Source organism: Mesobacillus sp. (assembly GCF_057785455.1).
Genome location: NZ_JBYNSB010000024.1, coordinates 21,630 through 36,991 on the forward strand (window position 1 = coordinate 21,630; position 15,362 = coordinate 36,991).

Consider the following 15,362-nt stretch of genomic DNA (forward strand, 5'->3'; position numbering starts at 1 on the left):
AGCCTGCTGCATAAGTAAGGCTCTTTTTTATTTCCCCGCATTCAATCATCCCTAAACCCATTTTCCCGCAAATTAAACATTTTTTCAAATAAACGACCCATGGTATTACTGACAAATAATTGTACTTGCTCTTCTATTCTTGAAATGGCCGGCTATTTAAGATATATTCGTAATGGATAAAAAGGTAAATTGGAGGCCTGCTAATGTCTAATCGTTATGCAATCATTTTAGCAGCTGGTCAGGGTACAAGAATGAAGTCCAAGTTGTACAAAGTACTTCACCCTGTATGCGGCAAGCCGATGGTTCAGCATGTTATTGACCAGGTGAAAAGTCTTAATATAAACGACATCGTGACCATTGTTGGCCACGGTGCAGAGAAAGTGAAAGAGCAGCTAGGCAATGACAGCCAGTATGCGCTTCAAGCGGAGCAGCTCGGTACGGCACATGCTGTCCTGCAATCAGAGGAAATGCTGGCTGACAAAGAGGGAGTGACCATCGTCGTTTGCGGAGACACTCCACTGATCAAGGCAGAAACAATGGAAGCTCTTTTTAAGCATCACGAAGAGACTAATGCAAAAGCGACGATCCTGACTGCAAAAGCGGAAGATCCAACTGGATATGGGCGCATTGTCAGGAATGCAGAAGGCTTTGTTGAAAAAATCGTTGAACATAAGGATGCGACAGAGCAGGAAAGAAGCATTAATGAAATTAACACAGGTACTTATTGCTTCGATAACAAGCTGTTATTCGAATCAATCCATAAAGTATCCAATGATAATGTCCAGGGAGAATACTATCTTCCTGACGTGATTGAAATCCTGAAGAACCAGGGTGAAATCGTTTCTGCATATGTTACTGACAGCTTTGCTGAAACGCTTGGCGTTAATGATCGTGTGGCACTTGCAGAAGCAGAGCGCACGATGAAAAAGCGCATCAATGAGACACATATGCGTAACGGTGTAACCATCATTGACCCTGATAATACGTATATTGGACCAGATGCAACAATCGGCCAGGATACAGTTATTTTCCCGGGCACAACGATTTCCGGCCAGACTGTGATCGGTTCTGAATGCCAGATTGGACCTAATAGTGAAATCAGCGATTGTGAAATTGGAAACAATACAGTTATCCGCCAGTCTGCTGCGTTCAGCAGCAAAATTGGTTCAGAGGTCAACATTGGTCCGTTTGCTCACATCAGACCTGATTCTGATATCCATGATGAAGTGAAAATCGGTAATTTCGTTGAGATCAAAAAAGCAGTATTTGGCCGCGGCAGCAAGGCTTCCCACTTAAGCTATATTGGTGATGCTGAGGTTGGCGCCGATGTGAATATCGGGTGCGGCTCCATTACAGTGAACTATGACGGCAAGAACAAGTTTTTAACCAAGATTGAAGATGGCGTATTCATTGGCTGCAATTCAAATCTTGTTGCTCCAGTTACAATTGGCAAGGGAGCTTATGTAGCAGCTGGATCCACGATCACGGAGGATGTACCAGGTGAAGCACTGGCTCTTGCGCGTGCGCGTCAAGTCAACAAAGAAGATTATGTAGGGAAAATGAACGTAAAGAAATAAGTCTTGGAGGTCCACAATGTCAAACCAGTATCTAGACCCAAATTTGAAGGTTTTTTCGCTTAACTCAAACGTTGAACTTGCCCAGGAAATCGCTAATGTCATCGGAGTGGAGCTTGGAAAGTGCTCTGTTTCCCAATTCAGCGATGGAGAAATCCAGATCAATATCGAAGAAAGTATCCGTGGCTGCGATGTGTACGTAATCCAGTCGACAAGCTCACCTGTAAATGAAAACATCATGGAATTGCTGATCATGATCGATGCGCTGAAGCGTGCTTCTGCAAAAACGATCAATATTGTAATGCCTTATTATGGCTATGCCCGCCAGGACCGTAAAGCGCGTGCCCGTGAACCAATCACTGCAAAGCTTGTAGCAAATCTGCTTGAAACAGCAGGTGCTACACGTGTCATCACGCTTGATTTGCATGCGCCGCAGATCCAGGGATTCTTTGATATTCCGATCGATCATTTAATGGGTGTGCCAATTCTGGCTGACCACTTTAAAAACAAAGATCTGGATGGCGATATCGTCATCGTATCTCCTGATCATGGCGGTGTTACTCGCGCAAGAAAAATGGCAGAAAGACTTAAAGCGCCAATCGCAATCATCGATAAGCGCCGTCCAAAGCCAAATGTCGCTGAAGTCATGAATATCGTAGGTAACATCGAAGGCAAGGTTGCAATCCTTATCGATGATATCATCGATACTGCAGGAACCATTACATTGGCAGCAAACGCATTAGTTGAAAACGGTGCGCTTGAAGTATACGCCTGCTGTACGCATCCTGTATTGTCAGGTCCTGCAATTGAGCGTATTGAAAACTCCAAGATTAAAGAACTGGTTGTGACAAATTCGATTGCGCTTGATGAAGAAAAGCGCGTTGACAAGATCCATCAGCTTTCTGTTGCTCCATTAATTGGTGAAGCGATTATCCGCGTTCACGAAGAGCAATCAGTAAGCACGCTTTTTGATTAATTTTTTATATGGACAATAGGCTTGCCCCAGGGCAAGCCTATAACTGTTTCTGCCTATAACCCTCTGGAAACAAAAGTCGAACGTTTAGACCTTCCTGTTTTGGGGCATTTTTTATATAGACAAGAATTTATTGAATAGGAAGGGGACAAAAGCATGAGTGCAACATTAAAAGCAAATGAACGCACCGGTTCTCAACGTTCAGCCTTGAGGCAATTGCGCCAGGAGGGCAATATTCCGGCAGTCGTATACGGAAAAAATACAGAAAGCAAGTCGATCTATATAAACGGCATTGAATTCATCAAAACAATCCGCGAAAATGGACGAAATGGCGTCATCTCGCTGGATGTCAATGGCAGCCAGCACGATGTCATGCTTACGGATTACCATCAGGATCATGTTAAAAATGAAATCCTGCATGCTGACTTCCTTGTAGTAGACAAGAGTTCCAAAGTCAATGCAAGCGTCAGGGTCAATCTGGTGGGCGAAGCAGCGGGAGTTAAGGATGGCGGCGTAATGCAGCAGCCAGTACATGAAGTAAATATCACAGCAACTCCTGGAAGCATTCCGCAATCCATTGATGTGGACGTGACGAATCTGCAGGTTGGCGAAAACCTGACTCTGGCAGATATCAAACAAGGCAACTATGAACTCAATGATGATGAGACAACGGTCATTGTTTCAATCCTTCCTCCTAAGCAGGAAGCGGAGATCAATTCCGGTGAGGAACAGGAGCCAGGAGCGCCTGAGAATGAAGAAGGCAGAGAAACAGCTGCCAGCGGAGAAGGCGAATAATAAGCTGTATTGGACGTAGCCTGAAAGGGTTACGTCTTTTGCGGTTTGATGTAAAATAGAGTTGTACGGCAAAAAACGGTATGATGGTAGAGACTGAAGCATTATTTGCTGCTTTTTTTGAGCTTATGCTTTTTGAAGCCAGTATTGGCTCAGAGCTCGCCGGACTTGCACAGGATGGCGGCCGGCGGCGTCGGCACAGGACGCAGCGAAGTTTGTCGCTGTGCCTTAAAACAAGGCGTTTGCGCTTTTCTTAATAGGGGTGTGGAACAAAGAATGAAATTATTTGTTGGATTAGGGAATCCAGGGAGACAATACGATCTTACAAGGCATAATATAGGGTTTGAAGTGATTGATGAGCTATCGAAGCGCTGGAATATCCCGTTGGATCAGGCAAAGCATAAAGGGCTGTATGGAAAAGGTTTTTTCGGCGGGGAAAAAGTAATTCTTCTGAAGCCGCTGACTTATATGAATCTTTCTGGTGAATCAATCAGGGCTGTCATGGATTTTTATGATATTGATACAGAAGACTTAGTGGTCATTTACGATGATCTTGATATGCCGACTGGAAGGATACGGTTGCGGCAAAAAGGGAGTGCCGGCGGCCATAACGGTATAAAGTCGACGATTGCCCATACGGGAACACAGGAATTCAACCGGATACGCATCGGGATCAGCCGGCCGCAGAATGGAATGGCTGTGACAGATTGGGTGCTCGGGCGTTTTACGGGCGAAGAGCAGGAACAGATGAAGGAAGCGATCGCAAAATCTGCTGATGCCTGCGAGGAATGGACCAAAAAGCCGTTCTTGGAAGTAATGAATACCTATAATCGCTAGGATATTCGTAGGAAATGACGTGAATCGGCAAAGAATGGTATGCGAATCTGCCGTTTTAGTAATATAATCTAAAAAAAGCAACATACAATAGGCTAAGTGCATAAGTTCCTGTCAAAGAGTCAATAATGATAATGACTAAATTTGGGAGGGACGGGCATGGCTATACATTATACTTGCCGCCACTGCGGAACGAATATCGGCTCGCTGGACAGGATGTCTGTCCATAGCGAAAGCCTCGGCTTGCACAAACTGACAGACGATGAACGTCAGGAGATGGTTTCTTACGCAGGAAATGGCGACATCCATATAAAATCGATCTGTGAAGACTGTCAGGAAGCACTGGAGCGAAACCCGGACTTCCATCAGCATGACTATTTAATTCACTGACAAGCTTTGGATTTCTCATCCAAAGCATTTTTCTGTTTAAATATCAGGCAATTATAAACTAGCATTTGTTTTATCAATTTTTTTGGTAAAAGAGAGGGAGAGGTTTGGATGCAGGGGCTGAAAGCTCTATTTAGTCATCAGGATGATGTCCAGTCTGTCATATCCGGAATGGATGCTGGCCTCAGGGAACAGCTCGTCGCCGGCCTGTCCGGTTCGGCGAGGACAGTTTTTCTGTCTGCCATTTATGAAAAGACGAGACGCCCCGTCCTGGTAGTGACACATAACTTATTGCAAGCACAAAAAATATATGACGATCTTGTCAATTTAGTAGGAGAAGAGGAGGTTTATCTCTATCCAGCGAACGAATTGATTGCTGCTGAAATCAGTATATCCAGCCCTGAGCTGAAAGCCCAGCGGATCGAGGCGCTGAATCACTGGAGCAAAAAGAAATCCGGGATGGTCATCGTTCCGATGGCAGGTTTAAGAAAGGTTTTGCCGCCTAAAGACTTGTGGTCTAAATTCCAGATGACATTCACACTTGGGGAAGAGATAGAGCTGGACGAAGTTCTAAACCGCTTTGTAAGCATGGGTTACGCCAGGGCTGGAATGGTATCTGCCCCAGGGGAATTCAGTGTTAGGGGCGGAATCATCGACATCTATCCGCTCACCTCAGCGGACCCGATCAGGATTGAGCTTTTTGATGCAGAAGTAGATTCTATCAGGACATTTTCGCTAGAGGACCAGCGCTCTAAGGAAAAAATGAAGGCTGTTTCGATTGGGCCTGCTACAGAGACTCCGATTGAAAACGAAGAACTTGACCGCCTGATCACCGGGCTGGAAGACGGATTATCCAAAAGCCTTAAGAAACTGAAGGATGACAAAGCGAAATCGCTGATGTCCCAAAACATTGGCTATGAGCTTGAACAGCTGCGCAATGGGCAAAAGCCTGACCAGTTATTCAAGTATCTGTCGATCGCTTATGAGAAGCCTCAAAGTTTAATAGATTACTTGCCCTCGAATGGCTTTTTATTCGTGGATGAAATCAGCAGGGTACAGGAAATGAACGAATCCCTGAACAAAGAGGAAGCGGAGTGGTACACCAGCCTTCTTGGAGAAGGACAGATCATCCATGATCTCCGGATTTCTCACCATCTTCCTGAATTAATGAGCAAAGCAGCGAAACCAATCGTGTATTTATCGTTGTTTTTACGGCATGTGCCCAATACGAGCCCGCAGAATATCATCAATATTTCCTGTAAGCCAATGCAAAACTTCCACGGGCAGATGCATGTGCTGAAAGGTGAAATTGACCGCTGGCGCAAAGGGAACTTTGCTGTTGTCTTCCTTGGTCCTGATGAAGAGAGGGTCAAGAAGCTGGAGCGTGTGCTTGAGGATTATGAAATCGATGCAACCAGGGCAAGCAGCAAGCAGGATTTGCTGCCGGGAAAGGTGCAGATTATCCAGGGCAGCCTGAACACAGGCTTTGAGTTCCCAATCCAGAAAATTGCTGTGATCACGGAAGAGGAGCTCTTCAATAAGAAGACAAAGAAAACACCAAGACGCCAAAAGCTCTCGAATGCGGAACGGATCAAAAGCTATTCTGAGCTTAAGGTTGGCGATTATGTCGTCCATGTAAATCACGGAATCGGGAAATATCTTGGCATTGAAACACTGGTCATCAACGGAGTCCATAAGGATTATCTCCATATCCGCTATCAGGGGACGGATAAGCTCTATGTACCTGTAGAACAAATCGACCTTGTCCAGAAATATGTTGGTTCAGAGGGGAAAGAGCCAAAAGTATACAAACTGGGCGGAAACGACTGGAAACGGGTTAAGAGCAAGGTACAGTCCTCTGTCCAGAATATTGCTGACGACCTGATCAAGCTTTATGCCGAACGTGAAGCAAGCGTTGGCTATGCCTTCTCGCCTGACGGGGAGATGCAGCGTGACTTCGAATCTTCCTTCCCCTACCAGGAGACGGAAGACCAGATGCGCTCCATCCATGAAATCAAGCTTGATATGGAACGGGAACGCCCGATGGACCGGCTGCTCTGCGGTGATGTGGGCTATGGAAAAACGGAGGTCGCAATCCGGGCTGCGTTCAAGGCGATTGCCGATGGCAAGCAGGTTGCCTTCCTGGTGCCGACTACAATCCTGGCTCAGCAGCATTTTGAAACGCTAAGAGAAAGATTCCAGGACTTCCCGATCAATATCGGTCTTTTGAGCAGGTTCAGGACGCGTAAGCAGCAGACCGAAACGATCAAAGGGCTGAAAGCTGGCAGCGTCGACATTGTTGTGGGTACACATCGGCTTTTATCAAAGGAAATTGCCTATAGAGATCTCGGATTGCTGATCATTGATGAAGAGCAGCGATTTGGAGTGACGCATAAGGAAAAAATCAAGCAGCTGAAGACAAATGTGGATGTTCTGACATTGACGGCCACGCCGATCCCGAGAACACTTCATATGTCCATGCTCGGTGTCCGGGATTTGTCTGTCATTGAAACACCGCCTGAAAACCGGTTCCCTGTCCAGACATACGTTATGGAATATAACGGCGGGCTTGTCCGGGAAGCAATTGAACGGGAGCTTGCCAGGGACGGACAAGTATACTTCCTTTATAACCGCGTTGAAGATATCGAGCGCAAAGCGGAAGAAATCTCGATGCTGGTCCCTGATGCAAGGGTGACCTACGCGCACGGGCGAATGAGTGAAAACGAGCTGGAATCGGTGATGTTAGGTTTCCTTGAAGGTGAGTTTGATGTCCTTGTAAGCACGACGATTATCGAAACTGGTGTCGATATCCCGAATGTGAATACGCTGATTGTCTATGATGCCGATAAAATGGGACTGTCCCAGCTCTATCAGCTCAGGGGAAGGGTTGGCCGTTCCAACAGGGTTGCCTACGCCTATTTTACCTATCGAAAAGACAAGGTGCTTACCGAAGTCGCTGAAAAGCGTCTGCAGGCGATTAAGGAGTTCACAGAATTGGGATCAGGTTTTAAAATTGCCATGCGCGACCTTTCCATCCGCGGTGCCGGCAACCTGCTGGGTGCGGAGCAGCACGGCTTTATTGATTCCGTTGGTTTCGACCTTTATTCGCAAATGCTGAAAGAAGCAATCGAAGAGAGAAAGCCGGAGAAGGACCAGGTTCGCAGGCCATCTATCGAAATCGACCTGGAAATCGACGCTTATATTCCTGACAACTATATTTCCGACGGACATCAAAAGATCGAGATGTATAAGCGTTTCCGGGGAATCGATACGCTGAAGGATATTGAAGAACTGAAGGAAGAGATTATAGACCGTTATGGAGATTATCCTGCTGAGGTTGAAGCATTATTCAAGGTGGCTGAACTGAAGGTATTTGCGATTACGGCAGGTGTGGAAACAATCAAACAGGTTAAGCAGGACGTGAATATTTTGCTGTCTGAAGAAGGAAGCGGCAGGATTGACGGACAAAAAGTATTTAAAATCAGCAGCCAGTACAGGAATGTAGTGGGCTTAGGCATGGAAGGCAAGAAGCTGAAGATGGTTGTCCATACGAAGGGGCTGAAAAGCGACCGCTGGTTCGACATCACTTTTGAGATGATTAAGGGATTGCATGATTCCCAAAAAGAACAGGAAAACACGGTATCGTAAACATATGGAAATATTATGTAATATAATTGTAAAATTCCCTCGTGTTTCAAAAAACTGAGACAAGGGTATTTCATAAGGTGTATGAAAATAACAGCTGGAAGGTTTATCCGTTTTTGGCACCTTTATCACTTCAGAGAAAATATTTTTAGAAGTGTATAGAACTTTCCATATGAAAGATACTAAGTTCAAACTTGGTAAGGATGATTAATTAAGGCTGGAATTGTCATTACCAAAAGCTTTTTCATAACGAAAACAGCTTAAATAATAATCATCAGATGAAAGTGAGGCAACGTTGGATGAAAGCAACTGGTATTGTTCGTCGAATCGATGATTTAGGTCGTGTCGTCATTCCTAAAGAAATAAGAAGAACGCTGCGAATTCGCGAAGGTGATCCACTTGAGATTTTCGTGGACCGTGATGGTGAAGTCATCCTTAAGAAGTATTCTCCAATCAGCGAATTAAGCGATTTTGCAAAGGAATACGCAGAAGCGCTATACGACAGCCTGGGAAATCCGGTACTGATCTGTGATCGCGATACTTATATCGCGGTAGCCGGAGGTTCAAAGAAGGACTACTTGAATAAAAACATCAGTGAACTTGTCGAAAAGACGATGGAAGACCGCAGCTCCACTCTTGTAAACCAGCAATCGGCGATTTCGCTTGTGGAAGGAAATGAAGAACCTGCTTCTGCCTATACAATTGGGCCAATCATTGCGAATGGCGATCCGATTGGCGCAGTGATCATCTTCTCTAAGGAAGGGTCACTTGGCGATGTGGAACAAAAAGCGGTTGAAACTGCTGCTGGGTTCCTTGCAAGGCAAATGGAGCAATAATCATTATTCGCAATAAACTTTTTACCCGACATTTTACACTTATTTCATTAAAAAGGGCAGCTGCCGAGGCTGCCCCTTTTTCTTTTTTAAAGGCTCTTTTCTCAAACTTTGTTGCTGTTGACTACGAAATAGAATTGAATTACTCAAGTTTCTTCCCAAACTAACGCTTATTATGAGAAAAGAGCTTGCTAACTTAGTACCTGCATACGAAATGGCTTTTATCACGTTAAAATCGGCTTTTGGATTTTAACAACATTCTTTACGAAGACAGCCTTTTTAAAAACTTATCGCATGCTTTTATGCGTTGATGGAGCCGCCTGCGCCTTATGATATAATACTTTTTGATACTTGAATTGGAAGGAGATGGGCAATGAAGCCCGTTGAAGGTTCGAAGGAATTGATCAGGGGAGCCATGGTCCTGACTCTGGCGGCCCTTGTTACGAAAATATTGAGCGCAGTATATCGCGTTCCATTTCAAAATATTGTCGGGGATGTTGGCTTTTACATATATCAGCAGGTTTATCCTTTCTTTGGGATTGTCATGGTTTTATCTACTTATGGTTTTCCTGTTGTCATATCCAAGCTGTATACAGAACAGCAGGCCGGAGGTAACAGCGGAAGAGCAGACAGGATGCTGGCGATATCCTTCCTGTTCTTGAGCTTCCTGGCAGTTATGCTGTTTTCATTCTTTTATTTCGGTGCTGATTGGATTGCCTGGAAAATTGGCGACTCTGAACTCAGCCTTTTGTTTAAGGTTGTCGCATTTCCGTTTTTGATCTTTCCATTTATCTCTGTGTTCAGGGGATACTTTCAAGGGAAGGGAAATATGGTGCCGACGGCCGTATCGCAGGTGTCCGAGCAATTCATAAGAGTGGCAACCATCCTGGCGCTGTCCGCGTTTTTTGTGAAGCAGGGATATTCCCTATATGTTGCTGGTGCGGGGGCAGTATTTGGTTCGGTAACCGGAGGATTGGTATCGGCTGCGGTATTAAGCTACTTTTACCTGAAAAATAAAACCTCAGGCCTGTTCAAAAATTTTCAGGCCAAGATGCTGTTTGCAGATGCTGGCTGGGTAGTGAAGGCGCTAATTGTCCAAGGGTTCGCGATCAGCATCAGCGGCATGCTGCTAATCATGTTTCAGCTGGCAGATTCACTTAATATGTATACTTTGTTAAGGGAAATGGGGCTGCCTGCAGAGGAGGCAAAGGCTTCGAAAGGGATTTTTGACAGAGGACAGCCCTTAATCCAGCTTGGAACCGTGGTGGCAACATCAATGTCCTTAAGTCTCGTTCCTGCGATCTCTGGGGAACAATCCAGGAACCGGCCGGAAATGATCCTTGCAAAAATCAGGCTGGCACTGCAAGCAAGCCTCCTATTTGGCGCTGCAGCATCAGCAGGATTGTATAGCATCATTATGCCGGTAAATATCATGCTGTTTGAAAATGCAGACGGATCCAATGTTCTCGGATTATTAAGTTTAACGGTTCTGCTAGGATCAGTTATCCTGACGATAACGAGCATCCTCCAGGGCCTGAACAGGACCATTTTCCCGGCTGTAGCTGTCCTGGCAGGCTTTGCGTTAAAATATAGTTTAAATCTGGTCTTCATCCCGGAACAAGGGGCAATGGGAGCAGCGTATGCCACATTGCTGGCTATGGCTGTCGTTCTTGTTGTTCTTATTGCGAGATTGCGGATGGTTCTGGGCAAGCCGGTTCTCTCTGCTGCTTTTATTGTCAAAATCTTATTTTCATCCGGGACTATGAGCCTGTTCTTATATTTTTATCTGAATATCACGGACTTCCTATACCAGTATATAGAACCGGACAGGCTGGCTGCAGTATTGCAGGCTTTAAGCTGCGTGCTGCTTGGTGCATTGGTTTACTTCATTGTTTTGGTAAAAACGAAAGCGTTGAACGAAGAAGAATTACTGGCCCTTCCATTCGGAAGCAGGCTTGTGCAGTTATTTTTCAATAAGACAGGGGGCCGCAGGAAATGACAAAAAAACTGACGATCATCGGGCTTGGTGCGGGGGATTTGGACCAGCTTCCGCTTGGTGTATATCGGAGCTTGAAGCAGGAGCATAACCTTTTTTTACGGACGAAAGAGCATCCGGTTGTAACGGAACTGGAAAAGGAAGGTTTGCAGTTCCAATCTTTTGATGAGGTGTATGAAAAACATGATCAGTTTGAGCAGGTGTATGAGGAAATCACCGAGACACTGCTTGCAAAAGCGCAGGAAAACCATATCACATATGCCGTTCCTGGCCATCCGCTGATTGCTGAGAGAACGGTTCAGCTTTTGCTTGAAAGAGGGCCGGAGCGCGGGATTGAACTGGAGATAGGCGGCGGACAGAGCTTCCTCGACGCAATGTTCCAGGCGCTGAAGATCGATCCAATTGAAGGCTTCCAGCTGCTTGATGGTACGGAGCTTTCCAGGGATTCATTGCTGCTGAAAAACCACACCATCATCGGACAAGTGTATGACTCTTTTGTTGCATCCGAGGTCAAGCTTACCTTGATGGAAAAACTGCCTGATGAATACGATGTCTATATCGTGACCGCAGCCGGGAGCAGGGATGAGGTCATCAAAAAGGTGCCGCTGTATGAATTGGACAGGGAAGTCGAATTGAGCAATTTAACGTCAGTCTATGTCCCGCCGGTAAAAGACGAACAAATTTTATACAAGGACTTTCAGACATTTCGTGGAATTATATCTGAATTAAGGGGACCAAATGGCTGTCCGTGGGATAAAAAGCAGACCCACACATCCTTAAAGAAGTATCTAATCGAAGAAGCATACGAACTGATTGAGGCGATTGATAATGATGACATCGACCATATCGTGGAGGAACTTGGGGATGTCTTGCTGCAGGTGGTTCTCCATGCTCAGATTGGTGAGGATGAAGGTTATTTTTCCATCGATGATGTCATTGAATCAATCTCTGCTAAAATGGTCCGCAGGCATCCGCATGTATTTGGTGATGTAACCGCAGAGAATGAAGAGGATGTCATGAAAAACTGGCAGGCTATCAAGGAGCAGGAAAAGGGCGGCAAGGTGAAATCGCTCCTCGAGGGTGCCGGCAAAGGTCTCCCGAACCTGCTGAAGGCTTACGAATTGCAAAAGGAAGCAGCCAAAGTAGGCTTTGACTGGAAAACGGCAGCACCAATCCTCGATAAGGTGAAGGAAGAAATCGATGAGCTGTCAGTCGAGATCAGCCAAAATGGGCTTCAGGATGATGTCCAACTCGAATATGGAGATTTGCTGTTTGCGCTTGTGAACTTCGCGAGGCATTACCAAATCAATCCGGAAGAGGCATTATACAAGGCGAACCAGAAATTCATGCGCCGTTTTGCTTTTATCGAACAGAAAGCTGCTGAAAATGAAAAACCGGTAGAAAGTTATTCTCTTGAAGAGCTTGATGCTTTTTGGGAAGAAGCAAAGAGACAAGGTTTATAGCTCTGGAAAAACAGGTCATTTCAAGAAGGTAAATCAATCCAATATTGAAAAAGGGGTTTAGATACAATGAGGCTGGATAAATTTTTAAAGGTGTCTAGATTAATTAAAAGAAGAACTTTAGCGAAGGAAGTATCCGATCAAGGAAGGATTTCCGTGAATGGCGTACCCGCAAAAGCGAGCACGAATGTGAAAGAAGGGGATGAGCTGGCGATCCGTTTCGGACAAAAGGTCGTTTCTGTAAGGATTGACCGCATTCAGGAAACATCCCGTAAGGATGAAGCAGCCGAGATGTATACAATGCTTGGTGAAGAGCGCATCCCGGGTGATGACGAAGAGTAAAACCGAAATCAGCTGAAGGCTTGTTCTATTCTCCCTCACATAATCATAAACATGTACAAAAGTGCATTATGCGATTGTGAGGGGTAATGATGAGCCAATATTATGAAACAAATCAAACGAAAAGCAATCTGCCAGATCATGACCTGGTCATGAGGGGCAGGCGTACACTGGAAATCACGGGCGTAAAGCAAGTCGAAAGCTTTGATAACGAAGAATTCCTGCTTGAAACAGTCATGGGATTCCTGGCGATCAAAGGCCAGAACCTCCAGATGATAAACCTGGATGTCGATAAAGGCATTGTGTCGATCAAAGGAAAAATTTTTGACCTGGTCTACTTGGATGACCAGCATGGGGAGAAAGCTAAAGGCTTCTTTAGCAAGTTATTCCGATGACGCTGTCTACCCAATTTTTAACGATGCTCGCGATGATTGGGATGGGAAGTTTGTTCGGAGCATCACTTGATACACATAACCGATTTTTGAAAAGGGCAAAACGAAAGTCGTGGATCGTCTTTATCAATGACATCCTGTTTTGGCTGCTCCAGGGCCTGCTGATTTTCTACGTCTTATTTTCGGTCAATATGGGTGAATTGCGCTTTTATATTTTCCTTGCCTTGCTTTGCGGATTTGCGGCCTACCAGAGCCTGTTCAAGAAAATATACCTCAAGATGCTGGAAAAGACGATTTCGATTACAATCAGTATTTATATATTCTTGGTGAAGACTGTCAGATTGTTGGTCATTAGGCCTGTGCAGTTTTTGGCCGCTACCGTTTTATCATTGTTAATCCTGTCGGGAAGAGGCCTTTATGCTCTTGTTAAATGGCTTCTTGCCGTTTTATTATGGGTACTTAAACTTCTATGGAAGCCAGTCCAGATGCTGTTATTGCTTTTTTGGAAACTTTTGCCGAAAAAGATTAAAAAAAGCGTCGAGAAGTTATATAATAAATTGGCAGGATTTCTAATTATAGTAAAGAATTACTCTTTAGTGCCGATAAAATGGTTGAAGAAATTTAAAAAATAAATATAAGGAGGACTGCGAGGATGGGTGTCATCAGGAAACAGAGCATAGCTAAAATTGAAAATCAGTATGTACAGCAGCGTGAAATAGCAGGGATTGCAGAAAGCAGGAAGCGAAAGCTGTTATTCAGGCGACTCGCAGTCTTTGGACTTTTTGCCGCGGTCATCTCTTATTTGATGATCTCAACCTTCGTTTCACAGACTGCCACCCTTGAAAAAAAGCAGAAAGAAAAAGAAGTACTTGAACAAAAATTGGCAAGTCTGGAAAAGAAACAGGAAATCCTTGATGAAGAAATCGTCAAGCTGAACGACGATGAATACATAGCCAAGCTTGCTCGCAGAGAATACTTCTTGTCGGAAAAGAATGAAATCATCTTTAACCTTCCTAAAGATAAAAAGGAATCCCAAGATTCGGCTTATTGACACGCTTTTTTCGTATTCTGTATAATATAATGTAAGTTTGATTTTTTATATCTTTAAGGAGGCAAAACTTTTTTATGTCAATCGAAGTAGGCAGCAAGTTACAGGGAAAAGTAACAGGCATTACAAATTTCGGGGCGTTTGTGGAACTGCCAGGCGGTTCAACGGGACTTGTCCATATCAGTGAAGTCGCTGACAATTACGTCAAGGACATCAATGACCATCTCAAAGTGGGCGACCAGGTTGAGGTGAAAGTCATCAATGTTGAAAAAGACGGCAAAATTGGTTTATCTATTAAGAAGGCAGTAGACAGGCCTGAGAGACCCGAAAGACCTGCAAGACCGGAAAGATCAGATCGACCGTATTCCCAGCGTCCGCGTGGCGGAAGACCAAACGACAATCGGAATGCCCGTCCTGAAAATTTCGAAACGAAAATGGCGAAATTTTTGAAGGATAGTGAAGACCGTCTGTCCACTCTAAAACGCGCAACAGAATCTAAGCGCGGTGGAAGAGGAGCTAGAAGAGGGTAACTTGCTGCTAAATTAATATAAATAATAGCAGGTATATTGCTATATTAAGACAAGTCTTTGAAAAGGCTTGTCTTTTTTATTGTAGTCGGCGATCATTCGGACAGGAATAAAGGAAACAGGTCCAAAATTGTCCGAAAGACGGTCCCATTCGGACAGAAAAAGAGGAAATAGAGTCAAAACTGTCCGAAAGGCGGTCCCATTCGGACAGAAAAAGAGGAAATAGAGTCAAAACTGTCCAAAAGGCGGTCCCATTCGGACAGGAATAGAGGAAATAGAGTCAAAACTGTCCGAAAGACGGTCTCAATCGGACAGGAATAGAGGAATTGGCTCCAAAACTGTCCGAAAGGCGGTCTCATTCAGACAGGAATAGAGGAATTGGCTCCAAAACTGTCCGAAAGACGGTCCCATTCGGACAAGAAAAGAGGAAAGAGTCCCAAAACTGTCCAAAAGGCGGTCCCATTCGGACAGAAAAAGAGGAAATAGAGTCAAATCTGTCCAAAAGACGGTCCAATTCGGACAGAAAAAGAGGAAAGAGTCCCAAAACTGTCCGAAAGGCGGT

The 15,362-nt window shown here is 44.8% G+C and carries 14 protein-coding genes; all 14 read left to right on the top strand.

Annotated elements, in window-relative coordinates:
- Positions 1–203 precede the first annotated feature (203 nt).
- The 14 genes from glmU to AC3EBE_RS09355 all read left to right on the top strand — a co-directional run bounded on the left by glmU (position 204) and on the right by AC3EBE_RS09355 (position 14,803).
- Positions 204–1,577, top strand: coding sequence for a bifunctional UDP-N-acetylglucosamine diphosphorylase/glucosamine-1-phosphate N-acetyltransferase GlmU (gene glmU, locus AC3EBE_RS09290; protein ID WP_488594742.1), 1,374 nt, complete (start codon positions 204–206; stop codon positions 1,575–1,577).
- A 16-nt stretch (positions 1,578–1,593) separates the two neighbouring features.
- Positions 1,594–2,550 carry a ribose-phosphate diphosphokinase gene (locus AC3EBE_RS09295; protein ID WP_488594743.1) on the top strand — a complete coding sequence of 319 codons (957 nt, stop codon included), beginning with the start codon at positions 1,594–1,596 and terminating at the stop codon, positions 2,548–2,550.
- 153 nt (positions 2,551–2,703) lie between these two features.
- Positions 2,704–3,342 (top strand): 50S ribosomal protein L25/general stress protein Ctc, encoded by a 639-nt coding sequence (locus tag AC3EBE_RS09300; protein WP_488594744.1) that lies wholly within the window; start codon positions 2,704–2,706, stop codon positions 3,340–3,342.
- A gap of 273 nt (positions 3,343–3,615) precedes the next feature.
- Positions 3,616–4,176: an aminoacyl-tRNA hydrolase gene (pth, locus tag AC3EBE_RS09305; protein ID WP_488594745.1), complete on the top strand. Its 561-nt coding sequence runs from the start codon at positions 3,616–3,618 to the stop codon at positions 4,174–4,176.
- 156 nt (positions 4,177–4,332) lie between these two features.
- On the top strand, positions 4,333–4,563 hold the full coding sequence (fin, locus tag AC3EBE_RS09310; RefSeq protein ID WP_488594746.1) for an anti-sigma-F factor Fin: 231 nt from the start codon (positions 4,333–4,335) through the stop codon (positions 4,561–4,563).
- A gap of 108 nt (positions 4,564–4,671) precedes the next feature.
- Positions 4,672–8,208 carry a transcription-repair coupling factor gene (mfd, locus tag AC3EBE_RS09315; protein WP_488594747.1) on the top strand — a complete coding sequence of 1,179 codons (3,537 nt, stop codon included), beginning with the start codon at positions 4,672–4,674 and terminating at the stop codon, positions 8,206–8,208.
- 296 nt (positions 8,209–8,504) lie between these two features.
- Positions 8,505–9,041, top strand: a complete 537-nt coding sequence (gene spoVT, locus AC3EBE_RS09320) for a stage V sporulation protein T (RefSeq protein ID WP_488594748.1) — start codon at positions 8,505–8,507, stop codon at positions 9,039–9,041.
- A 370-nt stretch (positions 9,042–9,411) separates the two neighbouring features.
- Positions 9,412–11,037, top strand: a complete 1,626-nt coding sequence (locus AC3EBE_RS09325) for a putative polysaccharide biosynthesis protein (protein WP_488594749.1) — start codon at positions 9,412–9,414, stop codon at positions 11,035–11,037.
- The gene (yabN, locus tag AC3EBE_RS09330; RefSeq protein WP_488594750.1) at positions 11,034–12,497 is read left to right on the top strand and encodes a bifunctional methyltransferase/pyrophosphohydrolase YabN; all 1,464 of its coding nucleotides are present in this window, start codon (positions 11,034–11,036) and stop codon (positions 12,495–12,497) included. The genes AC3EBE_RS09325 and yabN overlap by 4 nt, the downstream gene beginning before the upstream one ends.
- Positions 12,498–12,563: 66 nt before the next feature.
- Positions 12,564–12,836, top strand: coding sequence for an RNA-binding S4 domain-containing protein (locus tag AC3EBE_RS09335; RefSeq protein ID WP_488594751.1), 273 nt, complete (start codon positions 12,564–12,566; stop codon positions 12,834–12,836).
- Between the two features lie 89 nt (positions 12,837–12,925).
- Complete coding sequence (gene yabP / locus AC3EBE_RS09340; RefSeq protein WP_488594774.1) at positions 12,926–13,228, top strand: sporulation protein YabP; 303 nt, start codon at positions 12,926–12,928, stop codon at positions 13,226–13,228.
- Complete coding sequence (gene yabQ / locus AC3EBE_RS09345; RefSeq protein ID WP_488594752.1) at positions 13,225–13,857, top strand: spore cortex biosynthesis protein YabQ; 633 nt, start codon at positions 13,225–13,227, stop codon at positions 13,855–13,857. Before yabP ends, yabQ begins: the two co-directional genes overlap by 4 nt.
- Before the next feature lie 20 nt (positions 13,858–13,877).
- The gene (locus AC3EBE_RS09350; RefSeq protein ID WP_488594753.1) at positions 13,878–14,276 is read left to right on the top strand and encodes an FtsB family cell division protein; all 399 of its coding nucleotides are present in this window, start codon (positions 13,878–13,880) and stop codon (positions 14,274–14,276) included.
- Positions 14,277–14,350: 74 nt separating this feature from the next.
- Positions 14,351–14,803: a S1 domain-containing RNA-binding protein gene (locus AC3EBE_RS09355; RefSeq protein WP_488594754.1), complete on the top strand. Its 453-nt coding sequence runs from the start codon at positions 14,351–14,353 to the stop codon at positions 14,801–14,803.
- The last annotated feature ends 559 nt before the right edge of the window (positions 14,804–15,362 follow it).

Excerpts from the sequence above, each read along its gene's own strand:
- fin (WP_488594746.1), top strand. The coding sequence starts at position 4,333 with ATGGCTATACATTATACTTGCCGCCACTGCGGAACGAATATCGGCTCG.
- yabQ (WP_488594752.1), top strand. The coding sequence starts at position 13,225 with ATGACGCTGTCTACCCAATTTTTAACGATGCTCGCGATGATTGGGATG.
- AC3EBE_RS09295 (WP_488594743.1), top strand. The coding sequence starts at position 1,594 with ATGTCAAACCAGTATCTAGACCCAAATTTGAAGGTTTTTTCGCTTAAC.
- mfd (WP_488594747.1), top strand. The coding sequence starts at position 4,672 with ATGCAGGGGCTGAAAGCTCTATTTAGTCATCAGGATGATGTCCAGTCT.
- glmU (WP_488594742.1), top strand. The coding sequence starts at position 204 with ATGTCTAATCGTTATGCAATCATTTTAGCAGCTGGTCAGGGTACAAGA.
- AC3EBE_RS09325 (WP_488594749.1), top strand. The coding sequence starts at position 9,412 with ATGAAGCCCGTTGAAGGTTCGAAGGAATTGATCAGGGGAGCCATGGTC.
- spoVT (WP_488594748.1), top strand. The coding sequence starts at position 8,505 with ATGAAAGCAACTGGTATTGTTCGTCGAATCGATGATTTAGGTCGTGTC.
- AC3EBE_RS09355 (WP_488594754.1), top strand. The coding sequence starts at position 14,351 with ATGTCAATCGAAGTAGGCAGCAAGTTACAGGGAAAAGTAACAGGCATT.
- AC3EBE_RS09350 (WP_488594753.1), top strand. The coding sequence starts at position 13,878 with ATGGGTGTCATCAGGAAACAGAGCATAGCTAAAATTGAAAATCAGTAT.
- yabN (WP_488594750.1), top strand. The coding sequence starts at position 11,034 with ATGACAAAAAAACTGACGATCATCGGGCTTGGTGCGGGGGATTTGGAC.
- AC3EBE_RS09335 (WP_488594751.1), top strand. The coding sequence starts at position 12,564 with ATGAGGCTGGATAAATTTTTAAAGGTGTCTAGATTAATTAAAAGAAGA.
- pth (WP_488594745.1), top strand. The coding sequence starts at position 3,616 with ATGAAATTATTTGTTGGATTAGGGAATCCAGGGAGACAATACGATCTT.
- yabP (WP_488594774.1), top strand. The coding sequence starts at position 12,926 with ATGAGCCAATATTATGAAACAAATCAAACGAAAAGCAATCTGCCAGAT.
- AC3EBE_RS09300 (WP_488594744.1), top strand. The coding sequence starts at position 2,704 with ATGAGTGCAACATTAAAAGCAAATGAACGCACCGGTTCTCAACGTTCA.